This window comes from Wolbachia endosymbiont (group B) of Cyclophora punctaria (assembly GCF_964028235.1).
Taxonomy (GTDB): Bacteria; Pseudomonadota; Alphaproteobacteria; order Rickettsiales; family Anaplasmataceae; genus Wolbachia.
On sequence record NZ_OZ034749.1, the window covers coordinates 1385803 to 1405019 of the forward strand.

Consider the following 19217-nt stretch of genomic DNA (forward strand, 5'->3'; position numbering starts at 1 on the left):
CAGACTTCACTAAAAACATTCAATCGGAGCTTACAAATTAAAACTCATTCCAAATTCAACCCCATGCGAAAGTTCATGAAACTTCTGCAGCTTGTAGCCAGCAAAAACACTTGTTCTCTCAGAAAGTGGAAGATTAATACCAGAACCTATTTGATAAGAAAAAAATTCTTCTACTTCTGGCCCTTGATTTTCTGAAAGAGGAATTTTAGCAACTCCTCCTACACCAAAAGTAACATAAGGAGTAATATCTGTATTTTCAAATTTATAATGATAATGAAGCTTTGTCATAAGTCCCGCGTCTAAAATCCCTTCACTCATAACAAGTTTAACTGCAGGACCAAATGAAATTTTAATGCTATCTGTACAATGATAGCCAAGATCATAATTAATACCAAGCATGCCATACGACGAAGAGGTGTAGGTTCTATCTTTAACCCAATCAACTCCAAAAGACGGTGCTGACAAAGAACAGCAAGCCAACAAAGTAAGTAACTTTTTCATTTTTATCCTCCAAAGATTAATATATGCATATACAAGCATATAAATATTAAAAATAGTATAAATTGCAAGTAAAAAATTGGAATTATTTTATTTTTTTTGTTATTTGTCTTTCTCTTGCAATTGCAAATTGGCATATCTTTCACTATCTGCTGCAATCATCATTTGAGTCTACATCACTTACTTTCGCTTCAATATAATTTCCCACTAGCCTTTACTAAAAATATTCAATCAGAGTTTACAAATTAAAGCTCATTCCTAGCTCAATTCCATGAAAAATTTTATGAAACCTTTGCAATTTGTAGCCAGCAAAAACACTTGTTCTTTCAGAAAGTGGAAGATTAATACCAGAACCTATTTGATAAGAAAAAAATTTATCATTGACTATAGTTTTGAAAACCTCTGCCAATAGGGTACTTATGTTTTCACCTACATTATCAGCTCTACTTATTTTAGGTTTAGCCTTCATTGTACGAACTATAACAGGACCAACACCAGCAGTAATATAACGAGTCATACTCGTACCTTCAAATTTATGATGATAATGAAGCTTTGCCATAAGCCCCATAACTCCTCCAAATTCTTCATCAAGAGCAGGTTTGATTACATAGCCAACTGAAATTTTAGTGCTATTTGTATAGTGAAAACCAACATCATAATTAATACCAAACCGGCTATATGACAAAGAAGTATAGATTCTATCTTTAATCCAATCAACTCCAAAAGACGGTACTGACAGGAAACAACAGACCACCAAAATAAGCAACTTTTTCATTTTTAACATGTATATTGATATACATGTATACTAATGCATATATTAAAAATAACATAATTCGCGTAATAAAAATTAGAGTTATTTTATTTTCTTAGTTATTTGCCTTTCTCTTGCAATTGCAAGACTTTTCTCTGGCACATCCTCTACTATAACGCTACCTGCTGCAATGACAGAGTCATCATGCACATTAAGCGGTGCAATTAATGAACTATTGGCACCAATAAAACAATTGCTTCCAATATTTGTTTTATGTTTCTTTTTCCCATCATAATTACAAATAACGGTACCTGCACCTATATTACTCCCCTGCCCTACCTGAGTATTTCCTATATAACTTAAATGCTTTATCTTAGTATTTATACCTATATCACTTGCTTTTGTTTCAACAAAATTACCTATGATTGCACCATCACCTATTGTTGTATTTTCACATTTGGCAAATGGACCAACCCTAACACCAGATCCTATTTTTACTCCAGGACCAAAAAAAACGTATGGGTAAACAATCGAATCCATACCAATTTGCGTATCAAGAGAGAAGAAAACAGTTTCTGGAGCAACAAGCGTTACTCCAGAGTTAGTGAAAAACTTTCTTTTTTCTTCTTGAAAGTAAAACTCGGCCTTTGCAAGGTCATTCCTATTATTTATGCCAGTTGCCTCCTCCTCATCAGCAATAACATAGCCGACATTTAAATTACTCTTTACTGCAATGGCAACGATATCGGTCAAGTAATATTCATGAGCTTGGTTATTACACTCTATTTTCTCCACCAATTCACGTAGATTCTTTTCACGTGCAACCATTATTCCGGCATTAGCAAGAAATTCCTCATCATTATTTCTACCATTTTGTGCTTCTATGATTTCTCTTAGGGAACCGTTCTCAATAATTAGTCTACCGTATCCTTTATTATTAGTTTTAAACCCAAGACAAACTAAAGCATTGCTCTCTCCTAAGCAGCTTATCATTTTAGTTATTGTGCTGCTTTTTATTAGTGGAGTATCCCCATACTGCACAACAACAATATCTGACAATTCTTTCAGGTTTCTCATTGCAATTTTGACTGCATCCCCTGTACCGAGCGTTGACTCTTGTGTAATTAGTTTTATACCCTCAAAGCATTTCAGCCTTTGAGTTAAAGGTAAATCGACTACAATAACTATTTTTTCAGGATTCAGCTGCTTTGCATTGTAAATGACATGCTCAAGCATGGAGAAATTACCTATTTTGTGCAGAACCTTAGGCAAGCTTGAATTCATTCGTTTACCATGCCCAGCAGCAAGTACAACAAATGTATAAGATTTATTTGTCACTTATCTTAAAGACGAAAAATGAAAACCATAATGGTTGAGCCAACTAACTCTATTGTCGTAAAAGCTCCTTAGATCACTAATTTGATATTTCAGCATTGCTAGCCTTTCTATACCAATCCCAAATGCAAAGCCACTGTATTTAGTATGGTCTATTCCAACATTTTTAAAGACATTTGGATGCACCATACCACATCCAAGTACTTCAATCCATTTACTACCTTTATAACTTATGTCCACTTCTGCAGAAGGCTCAGTAAAAGGAAAAAAACTATTACGAAAGCGTATTTTTAGACCTTTATCTCCGAAAAATTTACTAAGGAAGAGATGAATAGTAAATTTTAATTGGCCCATATTGACATTTTCATTAACATAAAGCCCTTCTATCTGATGAAACATAGGAGTGTGAGTTGCATCAAAGTCATTTCTGTATACCCTGCCTGCAGCCACTATTTTAATTGGAAAAGTTTTTGTCTTTTCCATAGTTCTAATCTGCACAGATGAGGTATGAGTGCGCAGCACCATTCTTTTATCGTTTATTTTATTCTTTAAGTAAAAGGTATCTTGCTCCTCTCGCGCAGGATGATGACTTGGAGTATTTAGCGCATCAAACACGTGAAATTCATCTTCAATATCAGGACCATCAACTTCTTTGAAGCCCATATGTGCAAAAATGAGCTTTACTTCACTTATAACTTTGCTCAGTGGATGAATCTTGCCAATTCTTTCTGGTCTGACAGGCAGTGTGATATCAACTGCTTCATTTTGCAGTTTTAACTTAACTTCTTTATCTTTTAGTTCATTTTCTTTGCTTGTTATAAGCTGGTCTATCTTATTGCGTAAAACATTAATCACTGCACCTAGGTCGCGTTTTTCTCCTGCATCATCTATATTCTTTAAGTCATCGAAATAAGCTTTTACTACACCCTTTCTCCCCAAGTATGACAACCTAAGTTTTTCTAAATCCTGCAAAGAAGCAGCATTTTCAATCTCAGAAACTGCCTTATCTTCAAGTAAAGGTATTTCGCTTATTAGCTCTTTATTCACCTTAAAAACGCTAGCTTAAACTTTCATTATAGTGCAATCTTTAATATCATCAATAAAACTATTTGGATAAAAAGGTGTCATCCCAGTACTCTCCTTCTTGTCATCCCAGTGCTTGACACTGGGATCCAGGAATTTTATTAGGTTGGTAAGCATAAAAGTAGCCGTTTTATGTTAAAATACAACGTTTTGATGATCATGAAAAAACTGGATGCCAGTGTCTGGGCACTGGCATGACATCATCTTTTTTATCAGATGCATATGAAATCAGCGCTTTCTTTCTTGTCATCCCAGTGCTCTCCTTCTTGTCATCCCAGTGCTTGACACTGGGATCCATAACAGGTAATAAGAAGTGCTGGAATGACATCTCTATAGGACTCCTAACTAATACAGAATATTAAAAAATTTACCAGGCGAAAAAAAAGGCAAAAGAATCCCCCAGTAGTGAGTTTTGACCCTATAATAATGTAAATTGGCATTGTAATAATGTGCTAACGCTTAAAATAAGCGTGTTTTAGCTGAATGTAGAAAAATAAAAAAAGCCGCTATAATTTTATGTAATCTGCCAATATATACCTGAGTTTTTTACTGAATTTTGTTATTAAATCTGCAGAGATTAAAAACAAGGATAAACACTCTCATTGTCATGATAAGAAGACTGATGAGGTTTGTAAAGTAACTTTTTCTGCTTATTGAACCCAACGCGCCGCTGTTATACAAGGGTGCTATAATTATTAATTTATTGACTAATTATATTTTTTATTTCACTTTATATTAAAAAATTTACTCATGCATAGTAGTAACATAGAAACTAAGAAAAAATACGAAATCGAGGATTTACCTAAGTTTTTTAAGAATAGATCCAAAGACATAAGTAAGGCATTTTCTAACGAAGTACTGGAGATTAGCACCATTCGCTCAAAAAATATTACAAGTGATAAGCAAGAGTTTTCATTTAAGATCAAGCTGCTGACAGAGGTAAACCCTAATACAATATTACCTCAAATAAAACATTTAATTGACTTTTTTAAAATCTGCCTTTCTCAGGAGAAAAACTTCACAGCCAATATAAAAGTAGCAAAAGAAAGCGAAGAACTATACAACAACTACCATAAAGCTAATAAAACTGTAGAAGAATGCATAAGTAATGCTCCAATTCAAATCCTCCTGCAGGGCATAACGATAACGCTACAAACAAACGTTAAAAACATTAACCTCGATAGCTTGCAACAAATCGAGATATTCTTAGATGAGCAGCTAAAACATTTAGAAAAAGCCAAAAGTGAGGAGCAAAGTCAAGATACATTACAAGTAGAAGAAACTGAAAATAAAAACGAAAATGTGGTTGAAAAAAGGAACACGCAAGATAAACAAATTGTACAAGGTTCGTTTGGCTACAATATAGCAAGTAACAGAAAGCAAATTACACGTGCACCATTAATTGTTGCTGCAATGCATGAAAATTTTTCCTGGTTTAGGTCTCTTTTTCAGCAATTCAATTTTTTTAATGCAACACAATTCTTTTTCCCACAACTGCAAAAATTTTCTATACAGAATAGCAATATACCATCTGGTGTCATTCCAGCGCAAAAAGAACCAGTGTCAGAAACTCGGATAACAGAGGGTAGTATAGGAAATCTAGTACCTCAAGAAACAGAGCGGGATATAGGTCAAACTAGGCCGCACACAGACTACTTTAAAGCTAACAGAAAAAAGAACTCAACCACTATCGGCTGAGAGCCGAAAGGTTGGATATAGCGCTGGAAGCGCGGTGAGAAGCTAAAGCTACTCCAATCTTATACTAGATATAGAATGAGGCTGATGTGCATCTGTATGTTTATTGATGTACTCATTAATGACTTCATCTGTGATATGTCCGCTGGTAGCACTAAAGTATCCTCTTCCCCAAAAACGCTTTCCCCAGTACATTTTATTTAGCTCTGGAAATTCTTGTTGAATTTTGCGTGAAGACCTGCCTTTGGCTCTTTGAACAAAATCACTCACAGCTATATGAGGAGGTATTACTACGAATAAATGTAAATGATCTGATGATATTACTCCGTTTTCTATCTTAATCCCCATTTCTTCAGATACTTCTGCTATGATTGTTCGTATTCTCTCCTTCATAGCCTTAGTTAATACTCTGTACCGATATTTTGTAATCCAGACTATATGGTACCTATGATAAAATACAGTGTGTTTTCCTTTGTCATATTCCGTCATAACTATACTTTATAAAGTACAGTTATGACATTGACAAACTAAAGTTTCTCCACCTAGAAGGTGGAGGCTTGTACCATCTTATGGAAAGTCAAAAAAGCAGGCTAAAGAATTATTGCAAGAAGAAAAACAATCAATCATAAAACAAGCTCAAATTGATGCTAGAGTAGCTATGATAGATAATGTAGCTGAGCACAAGGGAAAAAAACTCGATGAAATATTCGTAGAAGTAGTAAGTGAATATAAAAATCAAGACTCAGATACATTTTACAATATTTTCAACTCAGTATTTAATATTATTTATTTCCAAGATAAACAACTACATGAAGTATTAGAACCAGATGAGATATCAGAAGTGCTAGAGGTACTCAAAAGGCCACAACCCCCTAATAATTCACTTTTAGGTAAAGAATATTTACAAAAGCAAGTATATAGAAAAAAAGAGCAGTTGATTAAATTAGTTTCAGGCCAACCTTCTCCACAGCCTAAAAATGTTTCTCATGAAATTTTACCAAGCAAAGCTGTAGACCATTTACCAAAAACAAATGAAGCTAAAACTCGATTGCCTACTAATATTAGGCTCAAATCACCATTAAAAGCTATGTTTTCTTCGAAAGAGACTTATTTTTGTCTATTTTTAGTAGCAGCTTCTATATCAGCACTCTGCCTATGGCACTTGCCGCTGGGAAAAGTGTCAATTTTAAAGGAATTGGTGCCAACAGAAAAAAGGGAAAGTATCGGTCTAACATTAAACATAGGGTTACCAATATTAATTACACTGTGCGTTTTGAACCTGGCTTACTTTCTATATTCTGAATATTCTGTAGAATCTATTGAGCAGATAAGTAAAAAAGATCTTCCTTTGCGCACCTAACAAATAAGATCTTTTGTGATATAATTATTTATTTTATTGCATGTTTAAAGGAATTATCAAAGATATTGGCACTATAACTGATATCACTATCCACCCTAACTCTGATCAAATCTTCCATATTGAGACACAAAATTTATCCTCTATAAACAAAGGAGATTCAATATCCTGCTCCGGAGTGTGTTTAACTGTTGTCAACATAATGAGCAATGTATTCACAGTTCAAGTATCTCAAGAAACCATGAAGGTTTCTAACTTAAATACGTGGAAAACAGGGAAAAAAATAAACCTAGAACAAGCAATGAAACTGAGTGACAGAATTGACGGCCACTTGGTTCAGGGTCATGTGGATGACACAACAGAAATTTTAACAATCAATCAAAATTTAGAATCTCATGAAATCAGACTATCATGCCCACAAGAATTAATTAAATTTGTTGCAAAAAAAGGTTCTGTAACGCTAGATGGAGTTTCCCTTACAGTAAATTCAGTTGTCGATCAAGAATTCACTGTGAATATCATTCCCTATACATGGAAAAACACAACTTTTCAGCATAATAAAATAGGTAATTACCTAAATTTAGAAGTTGATATGATTGCTCGGTACTTAGACCAGCTGATAAAATATCAACACAATTAATTTTACAACTTTGTTATTTACAACTATTATATCTTGAAAATCATATAGATACAAAATATGTTTTTCGATAGCCTAATTATCTTTATTATTGTCTTGTGTGTAATAATATCGATAACTAGAGGTTTTATAAAAGAGCTATGTGCATTAATGTTCTTGCTCTTATCAGTCTTTTTGACAGCTAGTTACTATGATTTTTTTATTATAAATTATAGTAAGTATTTTGACTCTAAAGTTACACAAAACATACTTTCTACAATCTCTGTATTTATTATACTTAATCTTACATTCATGACAATGAATAACTGGCTAATGTACATATTATCACCTATAAGGTTGGGATTAATGGATAGAGTTACTGGAATCTTTGTCGGAGCACTCAGAGGAATATTGCTTTCTTATGTACTATTTTTTGCTGTGCACTTATATTGCCACACAGTATATGATAAAAAAGAGGGAGAGTCTAAAATAGACGCAGAAGACATATTGCCCAATTGGATAATAAATTCACACTCTTATCAGGCTTTATTTGTGACAACAGAAGAAGTAATTAACATGTATGTACCAGAGTCATTGATACTAAAAATAAAAGAGATCGGTGAGGAAATGGTTGATCAAGAAAAACCTCAAAACAATAAAGAAAAGTGAGTGTTGATTTTCTATAGCTAAACTATCCTAGACAGCTATTATCCACAGCAATTCGCTATAGGTTACCAATTCCTATTACTAATCAAACAAAACTGCAAACATTGACGAATAAGTAAATCATCAAAAAAATTTAAATGTATAATTTTAGTTCATCAATGTAATACAACAAAACTTTTTTAGTGAATTCAAAATCTTCTAAGGTATTTCCTTCACATCTTGCTGTTATGCAGTTTTGCGTATTTGATACTCTAAGAAGCCACCAACCTTTATCATCAGTTACCTTAATTCCATCAAGCTCTGAAAATACAATGTTTTGCTGCTTTAGTGTCTCCTTTATTGATTCAATTATTTGAAATTTTTTCTCATCCTTCACTACAATTTTCACTTCATGAGTGATATATAACTTTGGTAAATCTTTAATCATCTCAGATAGGCTTTGGTTTTTCTTAAGTAAAATGTCAATGGCTTTAATAGCAGAATATAGTCCATCATCAAAACCTAGCTCAGAAAAGAAAAAATGTCCACTCAGTTCACCGGCAAACTTTGCTCCTTCTTCTACCATCTTTTTCTTAACTAGTGAGTGTCCAGTTGCACAGGTAATTATTTGCCCTCCTAATTTGCTAACGAAATCATGCACTTTCATACTCATTTTTACGTTGGCAATAACCTTGCTTTTTGGGTGTTCCGCCAATACTTCACGTGAAAAAATCATAAACAAGTGATCATTGGAAACAACATTACCTTTATTATCAATCAAGCGTACCCTATCACCATCACCATCAAGTGCAATACCAAGATCACATTTATCTTTCTTGACAATATCTATTAACTGAGCAAGATTTTTCTCTTCTATGGGATCTGGGTCATGCAGTGGAAACGTTCCATCTATAAAGCTATTGGTTACGATGTGTATATGATCTGGTAAAATCTTTTCAATATACCTTACAATTGTTGGGCTATTGCCAAAATCCCAGGCTATTTTTAGTTTTTGTGTAGTGTTATTCTTGAGCACATCTTTTAATATGTTAACGTACTCACTATATATATTCGTGTTAATTAAGCTTCCAATTTTCGTGCTGTTTTTAATTGTATTGCCTATAATTTCCTTCATTTCTTGATCTGAGTAAACTTTTTTACTACTGAAAAATTTAAAGCCGTTATATTCTCTGGGATTATGAGAAGCAGTGATCATAATCCCAAGATCTGCCTGCATTGTTGCAGCGTAGAGCATAGGTGAAGAACAGAGCCCAACGCGTATAACATTCGCACCGGATAAAATCAAGCCTCTGATTAATTCTTTTTCTATGCTTGGTGAATCTATCCTGCTGTCATAGCCTACACAAACGTTAGCTGCAGTTTGACCAAATTTTCTGCCTATTTCATACCCATCACTGATCTGCAGGTCTCTGCCTACCACACCTCTAATATCGTATTTTCTTATAATAGTATTGTCCATACTGCACTTCTTGGAGTGGTTAATATATAACATTCCCGCCAAATACTCAAGTTTATTTAACTATAAGATTAGTTGATTTTTTAAGAAAATATGCTAATATTATAATATAGTTCTCTAAAAATAGAAATTATGCTAAAAGAAAACTTATTTATAGCTGAAAATCAAGGTTTAGATGTAGATGAGCAAAAGAAAAATGATATTTTAAGTTTCATTAAATCTTGCAAAAATTTTCAGGATTTTATCAGAAAACTAGAAGAAGAAAATTTAATCTGGTACTTTATTGGTCCTTTACACAAAGATGAGAACATTAAAGAACAGGTAAGTTCAAAGTGGAAAGAGGAGTTTCAAAAGTTTGAGCAATCAATAAATGCAACACATAAAAAATTCGCAAAATCTCTACCAAGTGAAAATTTCTTAGTATATACAACACAAGATAATGAATTTAAAATTAGATTTGAAAATAAAGAAAAACCAATAGAGATTAGCACCCTTTTAAGAGCCAGTGACGAAGGCAAGGTTTATAACCTATCTTTAGGGAAAGATAGTCAAATAACTGCAACCAAAAAAGGCAGCGAAAGGCACTATGATTTTACTGGTTCAAGCTCATGTGAGATGACCATTAACTGGCAAGCTAAGGATTCTAAAGGCAATAGCATAGATTGTAGCATGACTGTAGAAGTAAGTTCTAAGGGCATAAAAAGAGTGATTGGTGAACCAAAATTTGGAGGAATAACGAGTTCAGAAGAAGCATTAAAATTAGTTGAGCAGAATAAAGAAGTTTTTATCAACAAAAAAACTCTGCATCAAGCTTTTACTGACATGGGCAAAAGTGTGAACGAGCAGCAAACGCTGGCAGAGGAAATATTTACAAAAGATCCACCACAGTCACCTATACCAAGTAGTAGTGGATATTCTTCTCCTGATTCGCGTAGAAGTTCTTTTTTCACTGAGAGCGAAATTGGTGATGAAGAGTCTGAAATCACTGATGAATACATTGACGACGGTTACGATCAACAAAAAATGCACAAAGATTATGACAGAAAGTATGAGCAAGAGGGATTAAAAGGTGTAGATGAGACTATAAATGAAATTAACAAACTTGCAAAGCAGCGTGATGATCTAATCTCGGAACGTGATTACCTGAGAAATGAAATTAACGAACAACAGGAAGCAATGCGTGAAAGAGATCAAAAAATCAAGGAACAAGATGCTTCTGTTAAGTCACTTATGGAGGAGCACAAAAAATTAAAAGAGCGTAACCAAAAGATAGAAAAGGAAGGTGATACAGAAATAAGAACATTAAGTGAAGAAAAGCAAATTTTGGAAGGAGAAGTTAAAAGACTTAAAGCTGAATTGAAAAGAATAACGCAAGAAAAAGATCAAGGTATTGAACAACTAACACAAAAGATAAAGGCGTTAGAAAAAGAACTACAGGATAAAAATGATGTAATAAAGAGCTTAAATGATCAGTTGAAAGACAAAGAAGATGAAGTTCAATCAGTAAATGGGATAAACAAAGAACTACAGAAGAAATTGAAGCAAAGTGAAGCTAAGTTAAGTGCACTAGAAAAAAAGAATGCAAATTTGGAAAATAATCTAAAGAAAACATTGGAAGAAGGTTCACAAGATAATCATGAAAAGCAGTTTGTAGAACAATGGATGGAAGCAAAAAATGAAAACGAAAAATTGACTTATACAGCAAATCAATTAGCTGAAGAATTAAATCAACTGCAAAAAGAAAAAGAAGTTTTGGAGGAAAAAATTCGACAACTTGAACCCGGAAGATCACTTGCGGATGAGTTCAGTGAAGTAAATGCGAAAGTAGCTACTTCAACTCAAACTGAAGTTGAATATGAAAGTAGAGGAATCGAGGCAAGTGATCACGAAACTACAGTTCCTAAAACACAAGACCAAGGTACAAATGCAGGTATTGATGCATCATCTTCAACAGATCAAAAAAAGACCAAGGAAGAAGAAGCTCGAACAAACATACCACAAAACATTATGGATTGGCCTATTCCAATTCCGAATGATAAACCAGAAGAGCAGGAAACTCCATTAGAGCCAACTAAGGTAAATACAGAATTATCAGATCCAAAATCAACCCCTGCTGAGATTCCTAAAAAATCCACCCCTTCAAAATGATGAGTTTTTGCTTCAACTATAGCTAATCCAAACGAAACATCATACCGCAACAATCACTAATTTTCTGTGCTTTCAAAAAAACACATCAAGCAAAATCATTTGAGAGTAAGTGGACATTGTTAGATGAATTAACCCTAACTTAAGAATCAGATATATACAATATTAGTATGTTTAATTAATAGTGAGGTTTAAAATGTCACCTAGTGAAAAAAACTCTTCAAATTTTGTTGAAACTAAGCAAGATGATCTTAAAATGATTCAAGATTCTTCATTAAATTCAGATATCATTCACGATCCCAAGAAGCTAAAAGACAGAATTATGGATCTGTTAAAAGGAGATATAGCATTCTCTAAAATGAAGCAAGGAGATCAAGCTCTTGTAGTAGGTACAGCAAGTGGATTATTTTCAGCAGTGTTACCACTTTTGGCAGTTGGTGCAACACTTGCTATACCAAGTGCTATAGTTGGTCTTACTCTATTTTTCGCTGTGAAAGTTGCTGTAAAAGCAGTTCAATCTGGATATAAAGGACTCAAATGGTCAGCAGAAAAAACAGTTGAAGGGGCGAAGCATATTGGCGGAAAAATTAAGGATGGCTATGAGTATTCAGCAGATTCACTGAAGAGAGGTGCTAGTTTTGTAAGTGAAAAAACAAAGGAAAAGACAAGTAATGTGCTCACTGCAACAGCGAATAAATTATATCGTGCAGCTGGTAATGAGAATTATTCAGATAGAATAGATAATGAGCTTATTCCTGATTCACCAAAAAAGAAGAGAGCTCAAGAAGTGAAAGAAGATCTTATAGCAATTTGTACTGATGGAAAAAATAATTCCACGTTAATAAAGAGCATACTTTCTGGAATATCAGAAAAAATAGAAGGAAAAATAGCAAAAGAAACATATCTTGATTGGAGAGATTATTTGCCAGACCAGCTAGTAGATAAATGGAGAGAGCAGAAAAAATTTATTGATAACTTGGACGCAGATGGTTTGCGTAACTTAGTTACAAAAAGACTATCAGATAAAGATAAATACTTTAAAGACAGTATTTTCTCTGAACATCATGATGAGATTAAGGAAGTTATTAAAGAATGCAAGGAAGAGCATACTCATTTTAATACTTTAGAAAGGCTTAATAAGTCAGCAAAAAGGCATAAAGCAAGTTCTATGAATTCACTGGAAAATAGCTTATCAGGTAGTAGTTCAACGAGTTCTATAAGTACTGTTAGCAGCAAAGCAGAATTATTAAATCCTAATGAGCATAAGGAAGTAAAAGCACCTACTTCACTTTGGAGCAAGTTGTCATCATCACTAAAAGGTGGCAAAAAGCCAGAGGAAGCTACTTATATAAGATATCAAGATTCTGAGTTGGATCAGATACAATCTGCGGAGATAGGAAATAGCCGTTTTTATGTTGCTCCGGAGAAACCGCCAAGAAGCAATTCAATGGGTTCTTTAAGCACTGACAGTACTGCTACAACTTCTAGCTTTGCCAGTTACCGTCGTAATTCTGATAGTGGGTTCAATTCACCAAGTTCTTCTACTCCACAAAGACACAGTCCTTCTCAAGAAACAAGATTTGGTCTAGGAGTTACGGAAGAGCTCACTGAGAAGTTGGCAAAACGACGTGCGATTGTAGATCAACCAAACGTAGAATCTGTTCAACAAAAAGCTGAGCCTAGTAAAGGATAAACAAAACCGCTTATCATTCTAAAAGGATGTTACTCATTGAGTAACATCCTTTTTCCATTTGATCAAAATGTTCGCTTATTTAAGATCCGTTTTCTAGCACTGGGCCAATTATTGAGTTTCTCTTGCCTTTTTTTCTAGGTTATGCAAGAAACTTAAAAAATAAAAGTTTTTATTCAATAATTTGTGTATAAGGGATATTATTTTACTGCTAGTGAAATAAACCAGAATGAAGTCTATTTTATTGACAAGGCCTTTATTAGATTCGTTGAGCACAAGAAGCACGCTAAAAAAATATGGATACAAAGTTTTTATAGAGCCAGTATTCACAATAAAGTACTTAAATCCTGATATATCTACGTATGAATTTGACGTTGTGATATCTACAAGTAAAAACAGTGTAAAGGCTTTCAGTCAAATATGCAAAGAGGATAACTTTTCGATTATTACAGTTGGTAATTCAACTATGCAGGCTGCAAAAAATTTGGGATTTTCCGATATAATCTCAGCAGACAGCAACGTTGATGGTCTGATATCATTCATAAAATCTCATTATTCAAATGCAATAAAGTTCTTATATATAAGGGGACAAGAAGTATCATGTGACCTAAAAAAAAGATTATCTGAAGAAGGTTTTAACATAAGAGAAGTTGTACTCTATAAAACAATTACTAAAAGGAGTCTAACTAATAGGTGTAAAAATTTACTATTGGACGGTAAAATTGATAGCGTTGCTTTTTTTTCCTCACAAACTGCAAGGGTATTTTGTTCATTAGTTCTAAAAAGTGGGCTATCTCCTGTGATGAATAATACAGTTGCATATACCATGAGTAAAAACATTGCTGATAGTTTAAAGTTAATCAAGTGGAAAAAAATTATAACATCGAGGTTTCCCACAGGGGAGAGTTTAATTGATATAATTAATAAGGATTGTTGATGCTAAAGATTGCAACTTGGAATGTAAACTCCATACGTAAAAGAATTAACCAACTTTGTAGTTTTATAGTTGATAGTCAGATAGATATAGTTTTGCTGCAAGAGATAAAATGTACAGAAGAGCAATTTCCTTATGCAGAGATAGAAAAGTTAGGATATGAATATGCTGTCTATGGACAGGTTGCAAGAAATGGTGTTTGTGTTTTATCTAAATATCCAATACTGGAAAAATTAAAAATTGATGTTGTAGAGAGTCATCAAGAAGCACGTTATATAGAGTGTGCGATAAAACACACCAATAATAAGGTAAGGGTAGGAAGTGTATACGTTCCAAACGGTCAAAGCCCAGACTCTCATACTTTTGAGTATAAACTCAAGTTTTTTGATAACCTATATGAAAGGATGGGCACTTTGTTGAAAAATGAAGAGTTAACTATTATAGCTGGCGATTATAATGTTGCACTGGATGAAATTGATGTTTTTGATTCAAATTTATTAAATGGCCAAGTGTGCTTTCATATAAAAGAGCGTGAGAAATTAAGAGCGATCTTGAATCTTGGTTTTAAAGATGCATTTAGAATATCTCACCTCAACTTACAACAATTCACTTGGTGGCATTATCAAGGTAATTCACTCAGAAACAATCAAGGAATGCGAATAGATCATATGCTGCTATCGCCACAAGCTGCAGATAAATTGGAAACATGTTACATAGATGATAGGTTGCGTAAACTAGAAAACCCATCTGATCATACTCCCGTTGTATGTGTTATAAAACAATAAAAGACCTATTACACAATTCACCTTTGGCAAATAGGTCTTACTTGACTGCTGTCTTTTCTGTGCTTTTGGCTGGCTGATCTATAGTAATTTTTCCATCAAGCATAGTAAGCTGCTCACCCCCTTTATTTCCTACCTGAGGAGCTTGTTCCGGAGTAGGTTGTTTTTTACTCCCGTCAGCAATTGTTTCAAGAGGGCTTTCAATTGGGGTTTTTAAAATATCATCAATACCCTTGTCAATTTTTTTATTCAATTTTGCTCTCTTTTCTGTATCATCTTTATCTTGTGAACTAGGATCATATAAAGTACCTTTTTTGTTATTTGAAAAAAGAACCTCAACTCCTCCCTTTACAGCAAATATTGTACCAATAACAGCAGCAACTATCGCAAGTGTAGTAGGACCAAAAATTAATATTGAAGCAATGGAAAAAAGAATAGGCAGAAAAACCTTACGTAAGCACTTTGTTACCATCTCTTGATCACTAAGTAGTGGTTCATCCTCTTCTTTTTTATCTCCACCTAAAAATGGTATTTTTTCTTTCACTCCATCCATAAAGGAGCCATAAATATTTTTCGGGTCTATTTTTATTCCCAATAGTAACCCAACAAGTTTTATTAGTGAATCCTTAGCTTCTATACCACGTATATCAGCTACACAATCATCTACTAATTTCTTTATTTCAACATTCTTGACATTCTCTTTGTTCGCTAATTTTTTCTCTCTAACTTCTTTAAATACAGAAAGTAAAAACTGACAAAAATTCTCCTCACTGAGTGATTTTATATCTTTTGGATTGACATTATTAAGTAGTATGTCCTTATAAGCTGATATAAAATAATCAGTTATTCCTTTGTCCTTCTTTAATTCGGCTTTAACTTCTAATACTTTTACAAAGTAATCGTAAATTTCCTTATGTTCCTTCTTGAAAAGTATCTCATTTTGCTCGGTCACCTGAGTAGATGACTCTAAAGGCTTATTTTTTGCTTTTGGAACCGTCATAATGACCTACTTGTACTAACCTATGTTTTAATTATAGCATATTTTTCACATTAGTTCAAATTTCTTAGAACCTATCTTGAAAGGGAAAAAAGAAAAGAATAAAGCAAAAAATAGAAGAGTAACAAATGATATAAGTGATAAGGGAATGTAAAAAATTGCTTCCATATATTTTAAATCTGATTATAATTACAGTTAGAGATATTTTAAGAGCTCAAAATCTATCTTTGTCTGCAGACTTTTCAGTCAAATTTTTAATCAAAAAGCGTAGCGTATCTTCTTTAGTGCATGTAAATATGCTTAATCTCTGTTGTATGTGCGCTGCACTTTTTTCTAACCTTTTTTTTACACAGGGGGATTTTATGTCCAGAATTCCAGATATTTGACCTTTACTTTAGCTAAAAACCAATAGGCGCCTATTGTTTAACGCTAATTAAAATAAAAATTTTTCTAGATCAGTAATATATAGAAAAATCACTGTTTACTGAAAACGGGATATGATTGCCAAGAAAGCTGCTAATGTCACAGAATTTTAGGTAAATGTTGTTTGCTTGACGTATGAGTGTACTCTCCTTACTTCAAGAAGTATTTAATATATGCTTAACCACTTAAGTCCTTTCAAGACAGGTTCTTAGGGTCTACGGTATAATTAAGAAAAGCCCCAGTTGTCGCTAATTTTTATTTCTACTTCAAGTGGTATAGAAATTTCTACTGCATTTTCCATTATATCTTTCATAAGTTTTGCTGTTTCTTGTACCTTGTCGTCCTCTACTTCAACTAGTAGCTCATCGTGGACTTGGAGGATTATTTTACCTGTTTTCAATTGATCAAAAAGCTGAATCATTGCACGTCTTATTATATCAGCGGCGGTTCCTTGCAGCGGTGCATTGATTGCTGCCCTTTCTGCAAATTGTCTTAGATAAGGAATTTTATTATTTATGTCTCTTACAAAACATCTTCTACCAAACAAAGTCTCTACATAACCATGATTTCTCGCGATAGATACTGCTTTTTCCATATAGACCTTTATTTCTGGGTAACAAGAAAAATAGTAATTAATGTATTCAGCAGCCTCTTGAAAGGTAATGCCAAGTCGCTTTGCAAGGCCAAATGGACTAATGCCATATATAATGCCAAAATTAATGGTTTTTGCTTTGCGTCTTAATTGCTCATCTATTTCTTGCACTCCAAAAACTTGTCTTGCGGTAATATCATGAATATCTTCCCTATTTGCAAAAGCTTCTTTAAATGCCGCAACATCTGCCACATGTGCCAGGAGTCTTAATTCTATTTGCGAATAGTCGGCAGAAATTATCTTGCACCCTTTTGGCACAATAAACGCTTGCCTGATAAGACTACCTTCTTCGCTTTTGATAGGAATATTTTGTAAATTAGGATTGCTAGAGCTCAGCCTTCCAGTTGCAGTCACAGTAATTGAAAAGCTTGTATGTATCCTACCATCAAGCGGATCAACCTGTTTTATTAACGCGTCAGTATAGGTACCCTTTAATTTACTTGAATGTCGCCAACTTAAAATTTTACCTGCGATTTCTGTCCCCTCCTCTTCAAGTGCCTCTAGAACTTCAGAGTTTGTGCTATAAGACCCAGATTTTGACTTTTTCTTTTTACTTAGCTCCATTTTATTAAACAAAACATCACTTAATTGTTTTGGCGATGCAATATTGAATTTTTCTCCTGCTAAATTATGTATATCGTTTTCAAGTACAGCAATTAGCTGCTCAAACTTATCAGACAATTCCTGTAGTTTTTCAATATTGAGCAGTATTCCATTTTGCTCCATATCAAATATTACTTTCATGAGAGGTCTATCAAAGCGCTCGTAAATCGTAAAAAGTTTTTCCTGAAATAATCTTTGTGTCAGTTTCTCATGGATCGCTATTAAAATTTTTGCCGAGAAAGTTTCTACATTTTTACTTAAATTGTGTGCAATTATGTTTGGAATGCTGTGATCATGCTTACCTGTGTCAAGGCTGTATGACATGATCATCAGGTCATCAATTGAGTCTAGCACTCTCTCTATTGTAGGAAATATTTCTCTGATCTTTCTAATATCATGTACTATTTTAAGCACCCCATTTGAAAATAAAGTTGAATTTATTATAGTAAGTGCATCTTGTAGGCAGCTTTGATCTATGTAGAAAATATTATCCTCACTACAAGATAAGGAAATTTTGTTCAATCTATTGTTTTCAAAGTGGCAATGAATTGCAATTTTACCTTCATATCTGCAATGCTCCAAAAATTTTTCTAATTCTTCACTACTATATTCTGTTTTCTCTTTTGTGCTAGATCCACTATAAGAAAAGAGCTTTTCTACTTTTCCTATCAATGAATTAAATTCATATTTCTTCAAAAAGGATAACAATTTTTCCATATTTGGAGGATGGACTTCATATTTTACAATATCATGTTGAAGATCTACTTTTTTGCATAGTGACAAAAGTTCTCTTGAAATTAGTGCTTTTTCCTTATGCTCAGTAAGAATATTACGAACTCTTGTTTGCTCAATGTTATTGATGTTTTCTATAATGTTATCCAATGAATCAAATTCATCTAGTAATTTAGCTGCAGTCTTTGGCCCTATTCCTGGAACGCCTGGAATGTTATCAGATGCATCTCCAGTTAGAGAAAATAAATCAAGAAGCTTATTTGAATTTACACCAAATTTTTCTATCACTTGTTTTTCATCTACGTATATATTTTTGATAGGATCAAATATTAGAATGTTGTAATTCAAAAGTTGAAATAAGTCTTTATCTGATGAGATTACTACTACTTTAAAGTCTTCGTGGTTGGCATATTTTGCAGCTAGTGTTGCAATTATGTCATCTGCTTCATAGCCTTCAATCTCTTCATAGCTAAAGTTAAAAGCTTCTACCGCTTCTCTCAGTATTGTAAATTGTGGAATTAGATCCTCAGGAGGTATTACTCTGTTTGCTTTGTACTCAGAATATAAACTGTGCCTGAAATTTTTTTTGCCAGAATCAAGTGCTATAGTTAAGTAGTCCGAATGGGAAATATACTTCAGAACCATATTAAGAAAACCGTACACAGCACCTACTGGAATACCAGCTGTGGTAGTTAAATGATGTAAGACATAGTAAGCCCTGAAAAGAAAACCATAACCATCAATGATTGTGAAAGTTTTTTCTTTCATTGTAGATATTTATGTGTGCCTTTGATGGTCTGTT

15 protein-coding genes and 2 pseudogenes are annotated in these 19217 nt (G+C 33.5%); 8 read left to right on the forward strand and 9 right to left on the reverse strand.

Going from position 1 to position 19217, the window contains the following annotated elements:
- Positions 1–30: 30 nt before the first annotated feature.
- From ABWU33_RS06660 to ABWU33_RS06680, 5 genes are all read right to left on the reverse strand, one after another.
- A complete protein-coding gene (locus ABWU33_RS06660) occupies positions 31–501 on the reverse strand; it encodes a P44/Msp2 family outer membrane protein (RefSeq protein ID WP_211907815.1) in 471 nt (156 codons plus the stop codon).
- Positions 502–736: 235 nt separating this feature from the next.
- Positions 737–1273, reverse strand: a complete 537-nt coding sequence (locus tag ABWU33_RS06665; RefSeq protein ID WP_353281070.1) for a hypothetical protein — start codon at positions 1271–1273, stop codon at positions 737–739.
- 78 nt (positions 1274–1351) lie between these two features.
- Entirely contained in the window at positions 1352–2587 is a 1236-nt protein-coding gene (locus ABWU33_RS06670) for an NTP transferase domain-containing protein (RefSeq protein WP_264337833.1), read from the reverse strand.
- Entirely contained in the window at positions 2588–3631 is a 1044-nt protein-coding gene (gene pheS / locus ABWU33_RS06675; RefSeq protein WP_353280664.1) for a phenylalanine--tRNA ligase subunit alpha, read from the reverse strand.
- A 193-nt stretch (positions 3632–3824) separates the two neighbouring features.
- Positions 3825–3965, reverse strand: a complete 141-nt coding sequence (locus ABWU33_RS06680; protein ID WP_250120297.1) for a hypothetical protein — start codon at positions 3963–3965, stop codon at positions 3825–3827.
- 452 nt (positions 3966–4417) lie between these two features.
- On the opposite strand from ABWU33_RS06680, the pseudogene ABWU33_RS06685 reads away from it, so the two are divergent.
- Positions 4418–5344: pseudogene (locus tag ABWU33_RS06685) on the forward strand (hypothetical protein); the annotation flags it as partial.
- A gap of 69 nt (positions 5345–5413) precedes the next feature.
- On the opposite strand, the gene tnpA reads toward ABWU33_RS06685, so the two are convergent.
- Complete coding sequence (tnpA, locus tag ABWU33_RS06690; RefSeq protein WP_265024376.1) at positions 5414–5851, reverse strand: IS200/IS605 family transposase; 438 nt, start codon at positions 5849–5851, stop codon at positions 5414–5416.
- 85 nt (positions 5852–5936) lie between these two features.
- Here tnpA and ABWU33_RS06695 point away from each other — a divergent pair.
- The 3 genes and pseudogenes from ABWU33_RS06695 to ABWU33_RS06705 form a co-directional block, all read left to right on the forward strand.
- A pseudogene (locus tag ABWU33_RS06695) lies at positions 5937–6722 on the forward strand (hypothetical protein); the annotation flags it as partial.
- A gap of 40 nt (positions 6723–6762) precedes the next feature.
- Positions 6763–7359 (forward strand): riboflavin synthase, encoded by a 597-nt coding sequence (locus ABWU33_RS06700; protein ID WP_139686594.1) that lies wholly within the window; start codon positions 6763–6765, stop codon positions 7357–7359.
- Positions 7360–7416: 57 nt separating this feature from the next.
- Positions 7417–8004 (forward strand): CvpA family protein, encoded by a 588-nt coding sequence (locus ABWU33_RS06705; protein ID WP_211907805.1) that lies wholly within the window; start codon positions 7417–7419, stop codon positions 8002–8004.
- Between the two features lie 130 nt (positions 8005–8134).
- On the opposite strand, the gene ABWU33_RS06710 is transcribed toward ABWU33_RS06705, so the two are convergent.
- Complete coding sequence (locus ABWU33_RS06710) at positions 8135–9460, reverse strand: phosphomannomutase/phosphoglucomutase (RefSeq protein WP_264337832.1); 1326 nt, start codon at positions 9458–9460, stop codon at positions 8135–8137.
- A 129-nt stretch (positions 9461–9589) separates the two neighbouring features.
- On the opposite strand from ABWU33_RS06710, the gene ABWU33_RS06715 reads away from it, so the two are divergent.
- The 4 genes from ABWU33_RS06715 to ABWU33_RS06730 all read left to right on the forward strand — a co-directional run bounded on the left by ABWU33_RS06715 (position 9590) and on the right by ABWU33_RS06730 (position 15011).
- Positions 9590–11605: a hypothetical protein gene (locus ABWU33_RS06715; protein WP_264337831.1), complete on the forward strand. Its 2016-nt coding sequence runs from the start codon at positions 9590–9592 to the stop codon at positions 11603–11605.
- Positions 11606–11798: 193 nt separating this feature from the next.
- Entirely contained in the window at positions 11799–13295 is a 1497-nt protein-coding gene (locus ABWU33_RS06720) for a hypothetical protein (protein WP_353280665.1), read from the forward strand.
- 226 nt (positions 13296–13521) lie between these two features.
- Positions 13522–14229: a uroporphyrinogen-III synthase gene (locus ABWU33_RS06725; RefSeq protein WP_211907801.1), complete on the forward strand. Its 708-nt coding sequence runs from the start codon at positions 13522–13524 to the stop codon at positions 14227–14229.
- Entirely contained in the window at positions 14229–15011 is a 783-nt protein-coding gene (locus ABWU33_RS06730; RefSeq protein WP_353280666.1) for an exodeoxyribonuclease III, read from the forward strand. Before ABWU33_RS06725 ends, ABWU33_RS06730 begins: the two co-directional genes overlap by 1 nt.
- 37 nt (positions 15012–15048) lie before the next feature.
- Here ABWU33_RS06730 and ABWU33_RS06735 read toward each other — a convergent pair whose 3' ends face one another.
- Positions 15049–16008, reverse strand: a complete 960-nt coding sequence (locus tag ABWU33_RS06735) for a hypothetical protein (protein WP_353280667.1) — start codon at positions 16006–16008, stop codon at positions 15049–15051.
- Between the two features lie 646 nt (positions 16009–16654).
- On the reverse strand, positions 16655–19183 hold the full coding sequence (gene polA, locus ABWU33_RS06740) for a DNA polymerase I (RefSeq protein WP_353280668.1): 2529 nt from the start codon (positions 19181–19183) through the stop codon (positions 16655–16657).
- Positions 19184–19217 lie beyond the last annotated feature (34 nt).

What these genes read in the sequence shown, in the direction of transcription:
- ABWU33_RS06725 (WP_211907801.1), top strand. Translation starts at nt 13,522, where the DNA reads ATGAAGTCTATTTTATTGACAAGGCCTTTATTAGATTCGTTGAGCACA.
- ABWU33_RS06730 (WP_353280666.1), top strand. Translation starts at nt 14,229, where the DNA reads ATGCTAAAGATTGCAACTTGGAATGTAAACTCCATACGTAAAAGAATT.
- ABWU33_RS06735 (WP_353280667.1), bottom strand. Translation starts at nt 16,008, where the DNA reads ATGACGGTTCCAAAAGCAAAAAATAAGCCTTTAGAGTCATCTACTCAG.
- ABWU33_RS06700 (WP_139686594.1), top strand. Translation starts at nt 6,763, where the DNA reads ATGTTTAAAGGAATTATCAAAGATATTGGCACTATAACTGATATCACT.
- ABWU33_RS06660 (WP_211907815.1), bottom strand. Translation starts at nt 501, where the DNA reads ATGAAAAAGTTACTTACTTTGTTGGCTTGCTGTTCTTTGTCAGCACCG.
- ABWU33_RS06680 (WP_250120297.1), bottom strand. Translation starts at nt 3,965, where the DNA reads ATGGATCCCAGTGTCAAGCACTGGGATGACAAGAAGGAGAGCACTGGG.
- ABWU33_RS06705 (WP_211907805.1), top strand. Translation starts at nt 7,417, where the DNA reads ATGTTTTTCGATAGCCTAATTATCTTTATTATTGTCTTGTGTGTAATA.
- ABWU33_RS06715 (WP_264337831.1), top strand. Translation starts at nt 9,590, where the DNA reads ATGCTAAAAGAAAACTTATTTATAGCTGAAAATCAAGGTTTAGATGTA.
- polA (WP_353280668.1), bottom strand. Translation starts at nt 19,183, where the DNA reads ATGAAAGAAAAAACTTTCACAATCATTGATGGTTATGGTTTTCTTTTC.
- tnpA (WP_265024376.1), bottom strand. Translation starts at nt 5,851, where the DNA reads ATGACGGAATATGACAAAGGAAAACACACTGTATTTTATCATAGGTAC.
- ABWU33_RS06720 (WP_353280665.1), top strand. Translation starts at nt 11,799, where the DNA reads ATGTCACCTAGTGAAAAAAACTCTTCAAATTTTGTTGAAACTAAGCAA.
- ABWU33_RS06710 (WP_264337832.1), bottom strand. Translation starts at nt 9,460, where the DNA reads ATGGACAATACTATTATAAGAAAATACGATATTAGAGGTGTGGTAGGC.
- ABWU33_RS06665 (WP_353281070.1), bottom strand. Translation starts at nt 1,273, where the DNA reads ATGAAAAAGTTGCTTATTTTGGTGGTCTGTTGTTTCCTGTCAGTACCG.